At 31.9% G+C, this 17,199-nt stretch carries 21 protein-coding genes; 19 read left to right on the top strand and 2 right to left on the bottom strand.

Going from position 1 to position 17,199, the window contains the following annotated elements; translation table 11 throughout:
• Window positions 1-9 precede the first annotated feature (9 nt).
• The 9 genes from hprK to KA867_RS00870 all read left to right on the top strand — a co-directional run bounded on the left by hprK (window position 10) and on the right by KA867_RS00870 (window position 9,324).
• Complete coding sequence (hprK, locus tag KA867_RS00830) at window positions 10-948, top strand: HPr(Ser) kinase/phosphatase (protein WP_107383675.1); 939 nt, start codon at window positions 10-12, stop codon at window positions 946-948.
• Complete coding sequence (lgt, locus tag KA867_RS00835) at window positions 945-1,781, top strand: prolipoprotein diacylglyceryl transferase (protein ID WP_210136752.1); 837 nt, start codon at window positions 945-947, stop codon at window positions 1,779-1,781. The genes hprK and lgt overlap by 4 nt, the downstream gene beginning before the upstream one ends.
• A 9-nt stretch (window positions 1,782-1,790) precedes the next feature.
• Window positions 1,791-2,267, top strand: a complete 477-nt coding sequence (locus tag KA867_RS00840; RefSeq protein WP_210136753.1) for an acyltransferase — start codon at window positions 1,791-1,793, stop codon at window positions 2,265-2,267.
• A gap of 23 nt (window positions 2,268-2,290) precedes the next feature.
• On the top strand, window positions 2,291-3,739 hold the full coding sequence (locus KA867_RS00845) for a tetratricopeptide repeat protein (RefSeq protein ID WP_210136754.1): 1,449 nt from the start codon (window positions 2,291-2,293) through the stop codon (window positions 3,737-3,739).
• 65 nt (window positions 3,740-3,804) lie between these two features.
• Window positions 3,805-4,749, top strand: coding sequence for a thioredoxin-disulfide reductase (gene trxB, locus KA867_RS00850; RefSeq protein WP_210136755.1), 945 nt, complete (start codon window positions 3,805-3,807; stop codon window positions 4,747-4,749).
• Between the two features lie 492 nt (window positions 4,750-5,241).
• On the top strand, window positions 5,242-6,168 hold the full coding sequence (gene rapZ / locus KA867_RS00855) for an RNase adapter RapZ (RefSeq protein WP_210136756.1): 927 nt from the start codon (window positions 5,242-5,244) through the stop codon (window positions 6,166-6,168).
• The gene (locus KA867_RS00860; protein WP_210136757.1) at window positions 6,155-7,141 is read left to right on the top strand and encodes a gluconeogenesis factor YvcK family protein; all 987 of its coding nucleotides are present in this window, start codon (window positions 6,155-6,157) and stop codon (window positions 7,139-7,141) included. The genes rapZ and KA867_RS00860 overlap by 14 nt, the downstream gene beginning before the upstream one ends.
• 52 nt (window positions 7,142-7,193) lie before the next feature.
• Window positions 7,194-8,138, top strand: a complete 945-nt coding sequence (gene whiA / locus KA867_RS00865) for a DNA-binding protein WhiA (protein ID WP_210136758.1) — start codon at window positions 7,194-7,196, stop codon at window positions 8,136-8,138.
• Window positions 8,139-8,478: 340 nt separating this feature from the next.
• Window positions 8,479-9,324, top strand: coding sequence for a YitT family protein (locus tag KA867_RS00870; RefSeq protein WP_210136759.1), 846 nt, complete (start codon window positions 8,479-8,481; stop codon window positions 9,322-9,324).
• A 392-nt stretch (window positions 9,325-9,716) separates the two neighbouring features.
• Here the strand turns inward: KA867_RS00870 and KA867_RS00875 are convergent, their stop codons facing one another.
• Both KA867_RS00875 and KA867_RS00880 read right to left on the bottom strand, forming a co-directional pair.
• A complete protein-coding gene (locus tag KA867_RS00875) occupies window positions 9,717-10,766 on the bottom strand; it encodes a tyrosine-type recombinase/integrase (RefSeq protein WP_210136760.1) in 1,050 nt (349 codons plus the stop codon).
• Window positions 10,753-11,406 (bottom strand): helix-turn-helix domain-containing protein, encoded by a 654-nt coding sequence (locus KA867_RS00880; RefSeq protein ID WP_103211352.1) that lies wholly within the window; start codon window positions 11,404-11,406, stop codon window positions 10,753-10,755. Before KA867_RS00880 ends, KA867_RS00875 begins: the two co-directional genes overlap by 14 nt.
• A 145-nt stretch (window positions 11,407-11,551) precedes the next feature.
• On the opposite strand from KA867_RS00880, the gene KA867_RS00885 reads away from it, so the two are divergent.
• From KA867_RS00885 to KA867_RS00930, 10 genes are all read left to right on the top strand, one after another.
• Window positions 11,552-11,761 carry a helix-turn-helix domain-containing protein gene (locus tag KA867_RS00885; RefSeq protein ID WP_103211351.1) on the top strand — a complete coding sequence of 70 codons (210 nt, stop codon included), beginning with the start codon at window positions 11,552-11,554 and terminating at the stop codon, window positions 11,759-11,761.
• Between the two features lies 1 nt (window position 11,762).
• Window positions 11,763-12,386 (top strand): BRO-N domain-containing protein, encoded by a 624-nt coding sequence (locus tag KA867_RS00890; protein WP_129314798.1) that lies wholly within the window; start codon window positions 11,763-11,765, stop codon window positions 12,384-12,386.
• Between the two features lie 16 nt (window positions 12,387-12,402).
• Window positions 12,403-12,663 (top strand): DUF771 domain-containing protein, encoded by a 261-nt coding sequence (locus KA867_RS00895; protein ID WP_103211349.1) that lies wholly within the window; start codon window positions 12,403-12,405, stop codon window positions 12,661-12,663.
• Window positions 12,664-12,672: 9 nt separating this feature from the next.
• Window positions 12,673-12,855, top strand: coding sequence for a hypothetical protein (locus KA867_RS00900; RefSeq protein ID WP_103211348.1), 183 nt, complete (start codon window positions 12,673-12,675; stop codon window positions 12,853-12,855).
• A gap of 1 nt (window position 12,856) precedes the next feature.
• Complete coding sequence (locus tag KA867_RS00905; RefSeq protein WP_129314796.1) at window positions 12,857-13,090, top strand: hypothetical protein; 234 nt, start codon at window positions 12,857-12,859, stop codon at window positions 13,088-13,090.
• Entirely contained in the window at window positions 13,090-13,299 is a 210-nt protein-coding gene (locus KA867_RS00910; protein WP_129314795.1) for a TscA family type II toxin-antitoxin system antitoxin, read from the top strand. Before KA867_RS00905 ends, KA867_RS00910 begins: the two co-directional genes overlap by 1 nt.
• Entirely contained in the window at window positions 13,299-13,526 is a 228-nt protein-coding gene (locus tag KA867_RS00915; protein ID WP_236588533.1) for a hypothetical protein, read from the top strand. Before KA867_RS00910 ends, KA867_RS00915 begins: the two co-directional genes overlap by 1 nt.
• A gap of 131 nt (window positions 13,527-13,657) precedes the next feature.
• On the top strand, window positions 13,658-14,542 hold the full coding sequence (locus KA867_RS00920; protein WP_210136761.1) for a primase C-terminal domain-containing protein: 885 nt from the start codon (window positions 13,658-13,660) through the stop codon (window positions 14,540-14,542).
• A 13-nt stretch (window positions 14,543-14,555) separates the two neighbouring features.
• The gene (locus KA867_RS00925) at window positions 14,556-16,283 is read left to right on the top strand and encodes a DUF927 domain-containing protein (protein WP_210136762.1); all 1,728 of its coding nucleotides are present in this window, start codon (window positions 14,556-14,558) and stop codon (window positions 16,281-16,283) included.
• Between the two features lie 454 nt (window positions 16,284-16,737).
• Window positions 16,738-17,196 (top strand): hypothetical protein, encoded by a 459-nt coding sequence (locus KA867_RS00930; protein WP_245355892.1) that lies wholly within the window; start codon window positions 16,738-16,740, stop codon window positions 17,194-17,196.
• Window positions 17,197-17,199: the final 3 nt, after the last annotated feature.

Raw genomic sequence — 17,199 nt, forward strand, 5'->3', positions numbered from 1 at the left:
GGTGAACCTATGTTAACAACAAAGAGTTTAATTGAACGCTTTAACCTTGAGCTTATAGCTGGGGAGTCGGGCTTAAATAAACAAATAAAAAATACAGATATATCAAGACCAGGGTTAGAAATGGCTGGATATTTTTCGCACTATGCCTCTGACCGCATTCAATTGTTAGGAACAACAGAATTATCATTTTATAATTTACTACCGGATGAAGAGCGCAAAGGACGCATGAAAAAATTATGTCGACCAGAAACACCAGCAATTATAGTGACAAGAGATTTAGAGCCACCGGAAGAGCTTGTAGCATCAGCGAAAGAATTTGATACACCACTCATTACGTCAACAATTGCAACAACACAATTAATGAGTCGTTTAACGACTTTCTTAGAACATGAACTTGCACGTACTACTTCGTTGCATGGTGTACTGGTAGATGTGTATGGTGTTGGTGTACTTATAACAGGAGACTCAGGTATCGGTAAAAGTGAAACTGCACTTGAACTAATTAAACGTGGTCACAGACTTGTCGCGGATGACAATGTAGAGATTAGAGAAATTAGTAAAGATGAACTGATTGGTAGACCACCTAAATTAATAGAACATTTATTAGAAATTAGAGGTTTAGGTATTATAAATGTAATGACACTCTTTGGTGCAGGTTCTATTTTGACCGAAAAGCGTTTACGTTTAAATATTCATTTAGAAAATTGGCATAAAGATAAATTGTATGATCGCGTTGGTTTGAATGAAGAAACATTGCGCATCTTAGACACTGAGATTACTAAAAAGACAATACCAGTTAGACCAGGTCGTAACGTAGCAGTTATCATTGAAGTTGCAGCGATGAACTATCGACTTAATATCATGGGGATTAATACTGCAGAAGAATTCAATGATCGCTTAAATGCTGAAATTATGCGTAATGGTAGCAACAATAAGGAGAATAAATGATGATATTGAATTACATTGATCCAATTGCATTTGAGCTTGGTCCAATATCTGTTCATTGGTATGGCATTATCATCGCCGTGGGTATACTATTAGGTTATTTTATTGCTCAGGAAAGTGTTAAACGCATAGGTTTTGATAAAGATATATTGATTGATATCATCTTTTGGAGTGCAATTTTTGGTTTTATCGTAGCTAGAATTTATTTTGTTATTTTCCAGTGGCCTTATTATGCACAACATCCAATAGAAATACCTATGATTTGGTATGGAGGGATTGCGATCCATGGTGGTCTGATTGGCGGTTTTATCACAGGTATCATTGTATGTAGACAAAAAAATATCAATCCATTTCAAATTGGTGATGTGATTGCACCGAGTTTGATTTTAGGACAAGGTATTGGCAGATGGGGGAACTTTATGAATCATGAAGCCCATGGTGGTCCTGTGACTAAATCATTTTTAGAAAATATGCATATTCCGGACTTTATTATTAACAATATGTATATTGATGGTCAATACTATCACCCAACGTTTTTATACGAATCTATATGGGATATTCTAGGATTTGTAATATTAATTTCATTGAGAAAACACTTACGTATAGGTGATACTTTTGCACTATATCTTATCTGGTATTCTATAGGTAGATTCTTTGTAGAAGGTTTACGTACAGATAGTTTGATGCTCACGAGTGATATACGTGTTGCGCAACTCATGTCTGTCGTACTTATTGTTGCAGGCATTGTCCTTATGATAATTAGAAGAGTGAGATATAATGCACCAAGATATAAAGATGTTGGCCCTTTAACATGGTCAAAGCAAAAGGTGAAGTGATAGAATATAATGCGTGACTTAAAAAAGCTAAAAGTTAATGGTAAAAATCCATTATGGCATATGTATCGCTACATAAGCCGTGTCAAAATGTTTAAACAAACAGTGATTATAGAAGTTTGTCGCTACTTACCTAATGTGAAATTAAAACATTGGATGTATCGTAATTTATTAAATATGAATATAGGTGCACATACTGCATTTGCTTTTAAAGTTGTACCTGATTTACTGCATCCTGAGTATATAACGGTTGGTAAAAACTGTATCATAGGTTATAACACAACTATTTTAACGCATGAGTTTTTAGTAGATGAATTTCGAACAGGGCATGTATATATTGGAAATCATACGTTAATCGGAGCTAATGTAACAATTTTGCCTGGTGTAAAAATAGGAGATTATGTGAAGGTTGGCGCAGGTACTATTGTATCCAGGGACATCCCGAATCACACGTTAGCATATGGAAATCCAATGCAACTGAAAAAATGACTAAATACAGGAGGTGAACATGGATGGCGCAAAACAGCAATAAAATTATTTCAATGAAACTTGATAGTCCTTTTTATACAAAATTAGCTGATCAAAAATATCAACAGCAAGATTATAAAAAGGCAGCAGAATACTATGAAAAAGTGCTTGAAATGTCACCCCAAGAAATTGATGTTTTTGAAATTAAAGTAAAATTATCAGAATGTCTCGCACATCTTGGTTATAACAATAGAGCAGAACATATTTTTTATGAAATGATCGCTAAACAAGAATCGGTAGTGGATAGTTACTATCAACTCAGTCAATTAAATATTACGCTCAATGAAGCAAATAAAGCTTTTTTATTCGGCATGAATTATGTCATTTTAGCAGATGATGACGACTACCAGGAAGAATTAGAAGAAATGTTTGAGGTTACTTATAACTCCGAAGAAAAGATTGAGGTTGAATGCCAATTATTTGCGGTTCAACTCATTTTTCAATATTTATTTTCACAAGGCAGACTGCCCGAAGCAAGAAACTTTGTTTTAAATCAAAATGAAGCGATTCAAGATCATCGAGTAGTTAGAAATTTATTAGCCATGTGTTATCTATACCTCAATGAATATGATACTGCTAAAGAAATGTTTGAACGCTTGCTTAATGAGGACAATACTGATGTACATGCACTTTGTCATTACACTTTATTGTTATATAACACCAATGAAAAAGAAAAGTATCAACGTTATTTGAATATTTTAAGTAAAGTTGTACCTATGAATGATGATGAATCCTTCAAGTTAGGTATCGTACTTTGTTATTTAAAGCGATATGAAGCTTCTCAAAAATTGCTGCAACCACTTTATAGAAAAGGGAAATTTCTCTCTATACAAATGTATAATGCTTTGAGCCACAACAATTATCATCTCAATCATCTCGAAGACAGCAAATATTTTTGGTCTAAGTTACAAGAAATATCAAAGGTTGATGTAGGTTATGCGCCTTGGGTAATTGAGCAAAGCAAGGCGTATTTCAACCAACAAGTATTGCCACTATTATTGAGTGAAGATAGTCATCGTAGGTTATACGGGATTTTCTTATTAAATCAATTAAAAGGTCGTGAAGTCTTACTGACACAAGACATATGGGCTGTTTTAGAAGATATGAATGATTATGAAAAATTATATTTAACTTATCTCATTCAAGGTTTACAGTTAAATAAGTTAGATTTTATTCATAGAGGCATGTTAATGTTGTATAATATTGAATACTTGAAAAATAACTCAGAATTATTTATTGTATGGATTGATAAAGCAGAGGCGATTATAGCAGAACAAGCAGATTTAACTAATGTAGATGATTATGTTGCTGCTTTTGTTTATATGTATTATCGGAGTATGGATACTAAGATTACCAAACAACAAGTATTAGAATGGTTTGATATAACGGCTTATCGTTTAAATAAAACAATAGACTATTTGGTAAGCATATAATTTTATGAAATGCAAGAAATCATATATAATGCGTATAATGAATTAATAAACAGGAGGCAATTTAAATGGCTGAACAAGTGGATTTTGATGTTGCGATTGTAGGTGCAGGGCCAGCTGGTATGACTGCTGCCGTGTATGCATCACGTGCAAACTTAAGTACTGTAATGATTGAACGTGGTATGCCAGGTGGACAAATGGCAAATACAGAAGAGGTTGAAAACTTCCCAGGTTTTGAAATGATTACTGGCCCAGATTTATCAACTAAAATGTTTGAACATGCTAAGAAATTTGGCGCAAAATATCAATATGGTGATATCAAATCAATTGAAGACAAAGGTCAATATAAAGTCATAAATCTTGGTAACAGTGAGATTACCGCGCGAGCTGTGATTATATCTACGGGTGCTGAATATAAAAAAATTGGTGTGCCCGGTGAACAAGAATTAGGTGGTCGCGGTGTGAGTTATTGTGCAGTATGTGATGGTGCATTCTTCAAAAACAAAAATTTATTTGTTATCGGTGGTGGAGATTCTGCAGTTGAGGAAGGTACATTCCTTACAAAATTCGCTGACAGTGTAACAATCGTTCACCGTAGAGATGAACTACGTGCACAAAAAATCTTACAGGATCGTGCATTTAAAAATGATAAAATCGACTTTATTTGGAGTCATACACTTAAAACAATCAACGAAAAAGATGGTAAAGTTGGTTCAGTTACTTTAGAATCAACAAAAGATGGCGCTGAACAAACTTTCGATGCTGACGGTGTTTTCGTATACATTGGTATGAAACCATTAACAGCACCATTTGAAAATTTAGGCATTACAAATGAAGTAGGCTATATTGTCACTAATGAAGATATGAGTACGAAAATCCCAGGCGTTTATGCTGCTGGCGACGTACGTGCAAAAGGTCTACGCCAAATCGTAACTGCAACAGGTGACGGCAGTATCGCAGCACAAAGTGCAATTTCATATATTGAAGAATTAAAAGATGTTATAGAAGCATAAGATTAAAATATATTATTTATAGAGTTTAATTGAATAATAACGAGATTCAGACAGGCTAGAATGTATCGACCTTACATTAATCATGTAGGTTCAGCATTCTAGCTTTTTTACATAATCTTATTTTAAGTGTAAATGTACAGTGTTAGCTCAATGAATCACTTGTGTGAGGTATAAACCTAATATATATTTCAAGAGCTATATACTAAATAAATCGCACAGACGCTAATTTATTATAAATTATGCTAATCGAAAAAGGATAAAGGTTCAATTACATTTATGGATACAAATTTATTTCATCTATGTCAGTGTACGATAGTATTTAGGGTCAATTAAGTGATAAAACTACTACCAAAGTCGTTTTTCATGTAAAATATAATGTGATAGCATAGTGGTCATAAACTGACTAAGTTAAAATGATTGCGTAGATTGATATAAAAAATTCCAGAACAATAAATGGAATGTCTAAAAATAATCTTTGGATGGTGTAAAGTAATGCAGCGAGAAGAAAAAGAAGTGACTAAAAGTGAATTATTAGTTGTGACGGGTTTGTCTGGCGCAGGTAAGTCCGTTGTCATACAAAGTTTAGAAGATATCGGTTATTTTTGTGTAGACAATTTACCTCCGATACTGTTGCCGAAGTTTGTAGAATTAATGGGTCAAGGAAATCCTTCGTTGCAAAAGGTAGCCATTGCCATTGATTTAAGAGGGAAAGAACTTTTCAAATCATTGATTAAAGAAATCGATCAAATCAAAAGTAACTCAGACATTATCGTTGATATGATGTTCTTAGAAGCATCCAATGAAAAGTTGATCTCGCGTTATAAGGAGACACGACGTGCGCATCCATTAAATGAACAAGGTCAACGTTCGTTAATTGAAGCTATTGAAGAAGAACGCACTTTACTCTCTGAGATACAAAGTTTAGCAAACTACACGATTGATACATCATTTATGAAACCCAAAGAGCTTCGTAAGCGAATCGGAGATTACTTTAATCAAAGTAATTATCAAACATTTAATATAAATGTAACTAGTTTTGGTTTTAAACATGGAATTCAGATGGATGCGGATTTAGTGTTTGATGTGAGGTTTTTACCTAACCCTCATTATGTGGATGAACTCAGACCTTTAACTGGAGAAGATGAAGCGGTATATAATTACGTTATGAAATGGAAAACAACAAATATTTTTTATGAGAAATTGATGGATTTATTAAAATTTATGATTCCAGGATATAAAAAAGAAGGTAAATCACAACTTGTGATTGCAATTGGTTGTACCGGAGGCCAACATCGTTCTGTAGCTTTAGCTAAACGTATTGGTGCTGAGCTCAACGAAAATTTTGACTATAATGTATATGTGCATCATAGAGATGCTCAAATTGAAAGTGGCGTGAAGCAAAAAAATGAAAAGAATTAAACTTGTACTTATTGGTGGTGGTACAGGTTTATCTGTTTTAGCACGTGGGTTAAAAGACTTTCCAATAGATATTACGACCATTGTCACAGTTGCTGATGATGGAGGTAGTACGGGGAAAATCAGAAATGAAATGGATATTCCTGCACCTGGTGACATACGAAATGTTATTTCAGCACTTAGCGATTCAGAATCAACAATTGAAAGATTGTTCCAATATCGTTTTAAAGAAAATCAAGTTGAAGGTCATTCTTTAGGCAACTTGTTAATAGCTGCATTAACGAATATGAATGATGATTTTGGACATGCGGTAAAAGAGTTAAGTAAAATTTTAAATATAAGAGGTCGAGTGATACCATCTACAAATTCCAGTGTACGCTTAAATGCAGTGATGGAAGACGGTGAAATTGTTTATGGCGAATCAAAAATTCCTAAAAAAAATAAAAAGATAGAACGAGTATTTTTAGAACCAGAAAATGTAGAGCCCATGGAAGAAGCTGTTGAAGCGATAGAAGATGCGGACTTAATCGTTTTAGGACCTGGTTCGTTATATACAAGCGTAATTTCTAATCTATGTGTTAAAGGTATTGCGGATTCATTATTAAAATGTGATGCGCCAAAGTTATATGTATCAAATGTTATGACACAACCTGGAGAGACAAATCATTACACTGCCTTAGATCATGTTGATGCAATACATAATCACATGGGGTGTCATTGTATAAACTATGCTATATGTAGTACTCAGACGTTCAACGCCGATGTTTTACGTCGTTATAAAGAAGATGGCGCAGATCCAGTTAAATGCAACATGAAAGATATGGAAGCACAAAAGATAAAAGTTTTTACACACGAAAATCTGGTAGAAGTATCACAAGAAAATTATGTTAGACATAATACAGAGGTTTTGTCTAAAATGATTTACGAGATTGCTATGAGAGAAACAGAAACGATTGAATTTAACCGAGATAAATAAAATTGTAAAACAAACTAAGTATTAAACTTAGATAAGAAGGGACTGAAGATGTATGAGCTTTGCATCAGAAATGAAAAATGAACTTACGAGAATAGAAGTAGATGAAACAAATGCAAAAGCAGAGCTCAGTGCACTCATACGAATGAACGGTGCACTCAGTCTTTCCAACCAACAATTTGTGATTAATGTTCAAACTGAAAATGCTACGACAGCAAGACGTATATATTCCTTAATAAAAAAAGTGTTTAATGTTGAAGTAGAGCTACTTGTAAGAAAAAAAATGAAATTAAAAAAGAACAATATTTATATTTGCAGAATTAAAGTACGTGCCAAAGAAATTTTAGATGAATTAGGTATTTTGAAAAATGGTATCTTTACGCATGAAATAGATGAAACGATGATTCATGAAGATGAAATGAAAAGAAGTTATCTACGTGGCGCTTTTCTAGCAGGTGGATCAGTGAATAATCCTGAAACATCTTCCTATCATTTAGAAATATTTTCATTGTATGAAGATCATTCAGAAGGCATTACGAATTTAATGAATGAATATGAACTCAATGCGAAACATCTAGAACGTAAAAAAGGAAGCATTGCTTATTTAAAAGAAGCTGAAAAAATTTCTGATTTCTTGAGTTTAATCGGTGGTTATCAAGCGTTGCTTAAATTTGAAGATGTGCGTATTGTCAGAGACATGAGGAATTCTGTAAATAGACTGGTTAATTGTGAAACAGCTAATTTAAATAAAACCGTTAGTGCAGCGATGAAGCAAGTTGAAAGTATTCAATTAATAGACCAAGAAATTGGGTTAGATAACTTACCTGACCGATTACGTGAAATAGCGAAATTACGCATAGAACATCAAGATATTTCCTTGAAAGAATTAGGCGAAATGATGTCTTCAGGTACAATTTCAAAGTCTGGTGTCAATCATCGTTTAAGAAAATTAAACCAAATGGCTGACAAAATTCGAAGCGGTGAAACAATCGAACTTTAACTAGTTCTTCTTAAAAGAATGTGGCATTTATTACAAATGATAAGACTAAATTTAAAAATATATTAAAATGTTATTGAAAAAAACTACGTTTTGATATTATAATATTCTAATTAGATTTATAGATGACGCCTCCTAAGAGGTGTCTTTTTTAATAGGGTTGTATTTTCAAGGCGCTTACAATGCCTTATTAATACTAAATTAAGTTTTGACACTTAAATGTGCTGCTATTGAAATCTAAGTTCAGGAATAGCTAAGTCAATTATTTAGGCATGGAATGAATGCATCTAACATATGACATAATTATAATTTAGTTTAAATCAAACAGAATGGGAGTGAATAAATGTCATCATTAATAAAAAATCATTATAAAAGCATCATCTTGTGTATAATTGGAACGTTTATCAATGCTATAGGTGTAAATTGCTTTTTACTAGGCTCGAATTTAGGTGATGGTGGTACAGTCGGTATCGCACTAGCCTTGAAGTATACTTTAGGATTCTCACCAGCTTGGTCTTCTTTAATTATTAATACAATCGTTGTTTTTGTCGGTTGGAAGTATTTGAGCAAAACAATCGCTGTTTATACCGTCATCTCAAACACGGCACTCTCATTCTTTTTAAGAGTAACTGAAAATATAAATTTAGGTATAGATGATTTTGTTATCAACTCTGTATTTGGTGGTGCAATTATAGGAATCGGTGCTGGACTAGTAATCTCTACAGGGAGTACTCTTGGAGGCACATCTGTAATTGCTAAAATCATAAGTAAGTATTCAGAAATGAAAACATCACAAGGTATTTTTATTTTAGATGGTATTGTCGTCTTATCTTTCTTAATGGTATTACCATTAAAAAATGTGTTATTTACGATCATCATGTTATTCATTACAGAAAGAGCGACTTCATTTATCATTGAAGGCTTTAATCCTAAAAAAGGGGTTACGGTCATTTCCAGCAAGAATGAAATTATCAGTGACAAAATTAATTCCTTTACCGGTCGGGGCTCGACATTATTAAACGGAAAAGGCGGTTATGCTAAAACTGAAACGACGATGTTATATGTTGTTGTACCTCAGTCTCAGGTGACAAGAGTTAAAAAATTAGTCAATGAAGTAGATGAAAATGCCTTTTTAGTTATTCACGATGTGAGAGATGTTTTAGGCAGCACGTTTATCAATGTGAAATAATAGTGATATATTTAAGTGGTTAAATGCTTAAAAATAACCATAAAATCATTTTTACGAAACTTTATATGCTTAAATCACAATAGTTAAGCCATTTAAACGTTATAAATAACAGAGATTTTTTTAATCCTCTGAATCGTTGCCTTATATTTTACGTGGCATAGAAATATAAAAAGGACTTTCAACGACCGAAAACAAAAGTCAATGAAAGCCCAATAAATCACTATTTAAGGTAATGTCTTATAACGAAGAACATTCAAATTATCCCCTCGAAGGGCATATTATAAAGTTATTAAACGTTGTTATATAAGCTTTTTCTTTACTTTGTGGGGACTATTTGGGGACTGAAAAATAAATTATAGTAAAAAACCACCTAATATTTATAATTAAGTGGCTTAAATAGTTTCTAGTAATTTCATTGCTTTTTCATCTTCACGCTCATAAGTTTCTTGAAGTAAGTGGGAGTAAATCGATTGTGTCGTGGCTGGATTGGAATGCCCTAAATGTTTTGATATATATAGTATTGAAAAGCCATGATGTATGAGTATAGAACAGAAACTGTGTCTTAGCGAGTGAATAGTTATCTCTTTTATATTTAGATTATCACATGCTTTTCTCAGTACTTTGTTTACAGCAGCATTTGTTATTGTTTTACCATCAACAGTAAAGATGTAACCACTGATATTAGTAGGTCGTGAATCAATAAATGATTGAATACGTTTCATAGTTACTGTATCAATACTTATTATTCTGTCTGATGTTTCGGTTTTGGTACCTCTTAAATGAATTTTATTATTTTTAATATCCAGATCTTCACGTTTCAATTTAGCAATTTCTGAAAATCTACCACCTGTTGCAAGTGCTACTAATAGCACAAGTGATGAGGTGGTATTTTTTTGTTCAAAATAATGTTTAAGTTTTTTGAATTCTGATTCATTAATAAACTTCATTTCTTCTGTTTTGGCTGGAATAGATGCGTGTAATTCTGCTTTGTATGTAGGGTTTTTAATAACATAACCTTCATGTATAGCATCATCGAATGCATTACGTATATAACTATTTAACTTTCTAATCGTTTCATAACTATGCGTTAAACCGTACTCATTGAGAAACTTTTGGTATTCAGTACGTTTAATATCTTTTAATAACTTGTGTCTAAAATGGTCTTTAATATGCTTGTATGCAGATTCATAATGTCTTTTAGTTGATTCTGATACGTGTGGTAGTTTATTAACTTCATACCATTGATAAAAGTAATCTGCAAATGTTATATCATTACTAACGGCATAACCATTTCTCATTTTATATTCTAAATCTTCTGCAATTCGTTTAGCTTCTTGTTTAGTACGATAACCACCTTTTTGAACTTTTTTGCGATTGCCTTCATCATCTACATATGAGATTGAATATCTCCATGTTTTACCTCGCTTTTCAAAGCTTGCCATAGTTATCCCCTTTAATAGACTTTAAAATTCTATCAATTTGATAATATTCTTGATTATATGATTTTTCGTTAATTTTATGTTTATTATACAAGTCGTTCAATTGTGATAAATGAATTTTATATTTTAAAACAATATAATCTTCGATGTATTTATTTATATGTTCTTTGTCGCTTATACTCAATTTAATTTTGTTAAAGTATTTTGGATTTTCTGAATCTGTTAAATGAAACATTATATCATTTATTGGAAAATCAAAATGCTCTTTATCGCTTTCTCCATTTCGTTTTTCATATTTTAAAGAATTAATTTGTGAAGTATCATCTTCGTAATCATTAACTAACGCATTCATTAATGACGTACTATCATCTAAATAAGTGGCAAGTTGGATTTCACCATTTGCTATTTCGTTTATATTATTAATATAAAAATTCATTTCAGAAAAATTGGAATTGGTAATAAATTTCAAATAGTTAGTGATAAATCTTTTGTTTGGAATAATTTTTGTGCCATTTTCAATGCCACTAATATGGCTTTGAGAATATCCTAACACGTCACCAATTTTTTGGGCAGACACTTTATATTTTTTTCTAGCCTTCTTTAACTCTTCGCCTATTTTAGAGCTTAATTCTTTTTCAATCATTTTCAATCACCTCTATATGAATAGTAACATTAAAAACTTTTTAAAGAAATAGAAAATTACCACTAGACATAAATTGATAAATATAGTAGAGTTAAATTAAGTTAAAAGAGATAAAAATTTATCTCTAGAAATGAGGTGAACGTAAATGATTGAAGTCAAAGCCCCTAAAGAATTAAATAAGCAAATCGTAATGAGTGGCAACACGAAAAATAGTTTTGCATCTTTAATAGGAGTTTCTCCTGCTACTTTAACTATCTTATTTAAAGATAAAAAAGTTAGTCCTAAAACTGCAAAACTCATTACAGATAGTTTGGGAATAAACTTTGATGATTTTTTTAAAATAAAGGAGGCGTAACATGATTAAACAAATTTTTGACGACAAAGAAATTCGTTTTATCGAAAAAGACGGAGAGTATTGGGCAATAGCAAGTGATGTTGCTAAAGCATTAGGGTATTCACACACACCACATATGACTAGATTATTAGATGAGAGTGAAAAGGCTGTCCATAATGTGGACACCCTTAAAGGTAAGCAAAAAGCTGTAATTATTTCAGAAGTAGGCATTTACGAAGCTATTTGGAATAGTAGACGTGATGAAGCTGATGAGTTTAAGAAATGGGTTAAGCAAGTTATTAAAGAGTTAAGACAATCAATCGGATTAAAGCAACATGAAGTATTTGATTTAATGGATAAGCAGCATCAACGAAAAGCTATGGACGTTTTGCAAAAAGGTTTATCTAATCCCAATAAGATTAGTTATATGAAATGTCAAACTGTAGTTAATAAATGTGTTTCAACATTGTTTGGTTATGATAAAGCTTTGAAAAAAGAACAAATGAGTGAGGATATGTTAATTATTCGTCAACAAATTTTAGATGACACAGTCGATTTAATGACTTCTATTAACAAATTTGGTTTAGATATTTCAGTCAGTAAAACCATTTACAATAAATACTTAAATACACAAGCTACTGCTTAATAAGGAGGTGAAAATAATGCAAGAACAACTACAAGAAAGTGAAGGTATTGTAATTATCAATGAACCTAAGCTTGTGTGGTCATTCAAAGATTTACAGTCACACATGCAATTATCAAGGAATTCAATTATGAAAAAACTATTGCTAAATCCAAAATTTAAAAAGGATATTGAAAGGTATGTACATGAGCCTAAATCACAAGCAGATCATTACAAGTTTTTAGCAGAACCAATGAAAGATTACATCAAGAAAAATTTTAACGAAATATATAATTCTTAGGAGGATAGAATGAAAACCTTTATAGCATTAATTACCGCAAGTGCTTCAGTGTCAGCAGCAGTAGGAATATACACAGATGACATCTTTAATGCGCTGGCATTATATACACCACTATCACTTATATCAATTGTGATAAAAGATAGTTTGGAAGATAGAAGAATCAGACGTAAATATAAAATAGGAGAGAAATAATATGACAAAAGATGAATATATCGTACAAACAGAAAAAATGCATCATATTTTAGGTCAAAGTGACTATGCAAATGAACTAATGAAATGGTTAGTCGATTACTGCAATTCAAAACCAATTGATGAAGAAATTAGTGAAGATTTGGGAGAACTACTATTCAATTTAAATAACAAATTATTAATTGATCTAAACGATTTAAAGATGCAAATGAAACAAATTAGAGAGGGAGTAAAATAATGAATCAAACACAATTAGAAATTTTAAACTTAGTATCTTATCAATTAAAAATGAGTGCTATGCAAACGGAAGACTCATATGAACATACAGTTTATGAAAATGGCAAAGAAACTACGTACGAAATCAATAGAGAACAACATTTGGAAGAAATCATGAAATGGGCAGTACAAGAACTAAATAATAACTTTGAATTGGAGGAAATCAAATAATGAAATTATTTAAAAAGAAATATGACCATAAAAAAGTGAATCGTGTGAAAGATGTAGTTTTATATACAGCACATTCATTTGAAGCAAAAACATACGATGAGGCAATTGAGTTACTAAAAAATAATAAAAAACAAAAAGCTATTGAAGTTATGTATGAAAGATTAATAGAAGCACAAAGAAAAGAGAATGAAATGAAATTGCACATAGAAAAAAGCGTCATCAGATGAATGTTTGACGACAGAATCTGATAACGCCTAATGCAATTTGGAATATTAACAAAAACAAGCATGGAACGGCTTATTTATATATTAATTATACCATTTCATGCCTTGTTTTTACAGTAGGAGGGGCAAAATAAATGGGCTTTGAACAAATAAAATTGCAGCATGATTTTAAATTAAAAATTATTGAGTACAAAAATTTATATTCCGATTCATTTGTTCAATCTAACGATGTAATGTGGTCGGAATGGCTTAATAGAATACAAACGCCAATGAATAACGATGATAAATATAAACGTGGTTTAGTCGTTTATGGAGATGTAAAAGACATGGAAAAAGACGGCAAACTCATTCAAAAGTACCGTAATGACGAAAACATTATAAACAGAAATACACTAGCACTTGATTATGATGATATTACTGATTTCAAAGGGTTATACAGTGCTATTTGTAAGCAATTAGAGGGCTATTCTTGGACATTCCATACAACCTATAACCATACTTTAGAAAAACCACGTATTCGCCTTATGGTGCCTATAAGTGAGCCTGTGAGTGCAGATGATTATAGGAAGTATACGCAAGCATTAGCGCAGAAAATAGGTTATAAGATTGATGAAGGTAGTTATCAACCATCAAGAGCTATGGCATTACCTGTAAAGCCAGATAAGAATATACCATATATTTTTAAATATAATGATGCACCTGCAATCACTATAGGTGATTTAAATGAGTTGTCGAGAAATATCGATAGCCAAAAAAATAAACCAATTACTATTAATTACTCAAGCCAATATAAAAAACGTGATTCATCATACTGGGCTGATCTAGCATTTGGGGTTGGTGAAGGTGAACGCAATCAATCGTTAGCTTCTATAAGTGGATACTTATTACGCAGATATGTAGATGCACACCTTGCATATGGACTTGTGACAGCATGGGGCAAATCATGCAATCCACCTATGGAAGATAGTGAAATAAACAAAACATTTAATTCTATACTCAAAAAGCATATGAGCAACTAGAGGGGGACGGTATATGACAGTAGAGGAAATGGAAGTAACACAAGAAGATGTATTTGAAACGATGAACAGTCTTGAAAAATTCCAAGAAATTAATAAAGATAAACCAACCATTCCAGAACCCTATTTAATTAAAGGTAAATGGTTGTATTTGGAAAAAGAGAAAAAGAATACAAAGGGTGAAGTTATAGATATAGTTCACATTTATCTTACCAGTACACCACCTTATATAACTGAAAGATATAAAAACGTTGAAACTGGTGAATTTTATTATGAATTAGAGTTTGAAGATGCTAAACGTAAATATAAATTGCCAGTATTAGCAAGAGATATTACGCAAGGAAAATATTTAGTGGAACTTGCCAGTAAAGGTTTGGAAGTTACTCAAAATGAAGCAAGTAATCTTGTTCAATATCTAAGTTTTTACAGACGCTTTAATAAAATACCAGATTATGATGTGGCTACACGGTTAGGCAATATTAATGGTCATTTCATTTCACCATATGCAGAAGATCAACAAGATAATCAGTACAAAATATTTAATGCTGATAAGGGGTATCAAGCATTGATTGATGCGTTTGAAACAAAAGGTAATATTGATGATTATATCAAAGGTGTATTCAATCCAATTAAGGATAATCCAATGGTTATGATGATGTTCTATAGCTCATTAGGTTCTGTATTGCTCAAAGATTTCGATGTAGACCCATTTGTTAGTGAGATATCAGGCCGTACATCAAGTGGTAAAACATTTACTTTAAAGATATGTGCAAGTATATGGGGGAATCGAAAATTAGTTACTGAATGGAATGCCACTAATGTAAGTGTTGAACGTATGGCTTCATTTTTAAATTCATTCCCTTTAATTAAAGATGATACCCGTAAAGCAGATAATCCGTTTAGAATACCAAACATCGTATACCAATTTTCTGGTGGTCAATCTAAGGGGCGTGGTAATTCAGACCGCTCTATCGATTATTTAGAGCCGTGGAACAATATCATGCTTTCAAGTGGAGAAGTTGCTATACCAGATATAGCGCCCGATAAAGCAGGTGTGGCAGGTCGTGTAATTACTTTACAAGATGACCCGTTTCCTAATACAGAAAAAACTGAATTTGGTGATATAGCAAAAGCAATGGAAAATAATCATGGTTTATTAGGTAAGCTATTCATCAAACAATATAGATTAGACAAAAATAAATATAAATCATCGTTTGAAAGTGCTGTTAAATATTTTATGAAACAGGCTAACGGTAATGAAGTAATGGATCGTATCGCACGTAGTTTTGCACTACTACAAATTACAGGTGAGATATTAAATGATATTGAAGGCTTTGAGCACGACCCATATATCAACGTGAATAAAGCACACACAAGCATGATGAAAAATAATAAAAATATTGATAAACCAAAACAATTATTAGAAGAATTGCTTGAGAAATTAAATGCGAACCGTGGGCGTATTGCATACAATAAGCACCATTATCATGATAATACAGAACTTATGGCAATTTATAGATATGATTTTATTCTTATTATGACACCAACTATAAAAGAAATGCTAGGTGCTGAATTTAATTCCACTGTTAAACAATGGGATGAAAGAGGATATCTTGAAACAAATAATTATGGTAAACAAAAAAATATAAGATTTAATGGAGAACAACAAAAAGGTTATGCCATCAAAACTGAGATCATTAACGAATTAGGATTTGACTTTAAGAAAGAAGAACAAAGTTACTAGTAGTTACTACCTTGTTACTACTAATTTATCAAAAGTAGTAACATCTATAAGCATTGATATGACAGCGTCTATAATTGATTTCAATATAAATGTTACTACTGTTACTACTTTCAAAATAGGAGGTTATATATAAATTAATACAAACCCTCTCTTTCTTGTAAGAACACCCCCTTAAAAAAAGTAGTAACACTAGTAACAGTAGTAACTTATAAACTAAAACATTGATATGGCAGGATTTATGGAATGTCAGAAAGTAGTAACTCTATTAAAAAAGTAGTAACCAAGTAGTAACATTTTAAAGTGAAGGACAAAAAGGAGAATAAGAAAATGAGATACCTATACAATAGTGGCAACAGATATGGAACATTAGTAACTAAAAACAATACACACCGTGTGATTATAGAATTAACTTATTAAACATATTTCAAAACAGGAGGACTCATAAACTGTGTTAATGCATTCAATACCAACTGATCCATTCAAATTAAATAATAAGAAACTCAACTTTAATGATATTAAGAATTTAGAAATTGCTAACAAACCCATTTGTCACATCTATAAAACACAGGGCAAGTATCACTATTTAGAAATTGATTTCATAACATGTGATTGGTGTTTGTCGGGTTTAGGACAGGCAACGCTGCAATCAAGGTTAAACACTGAATCAATCTTCTTGTGGTTAAGAGGATATAATTTGAAACTCAACTATAACAGTGTAGGGCATATGACAATATATTTACGTGGTGATCATTTAGCGATTAATTATTTACTAGGTGAAATTAAAAAACTCACTGCAGATGCTAAGTATTGGCAAAAATATAGAGATGGTAAGCGTATGTTAGAAATTGATAGAAATAGTCACTATGTCATGCCGACACACCATATAAAAGGTAATACACAGAAAATAAGTTAAGGG

The sequence above is a fragment of the Staphylococcus sp. GDH8C109P genome, from assembly GCF_017893405.1.
Lineage (GTDB): Bacteria > Bacillota > Bacilli > Staphylococcales > Staphylococcaceae > Staphylococcus > Staphylococcus cohnii.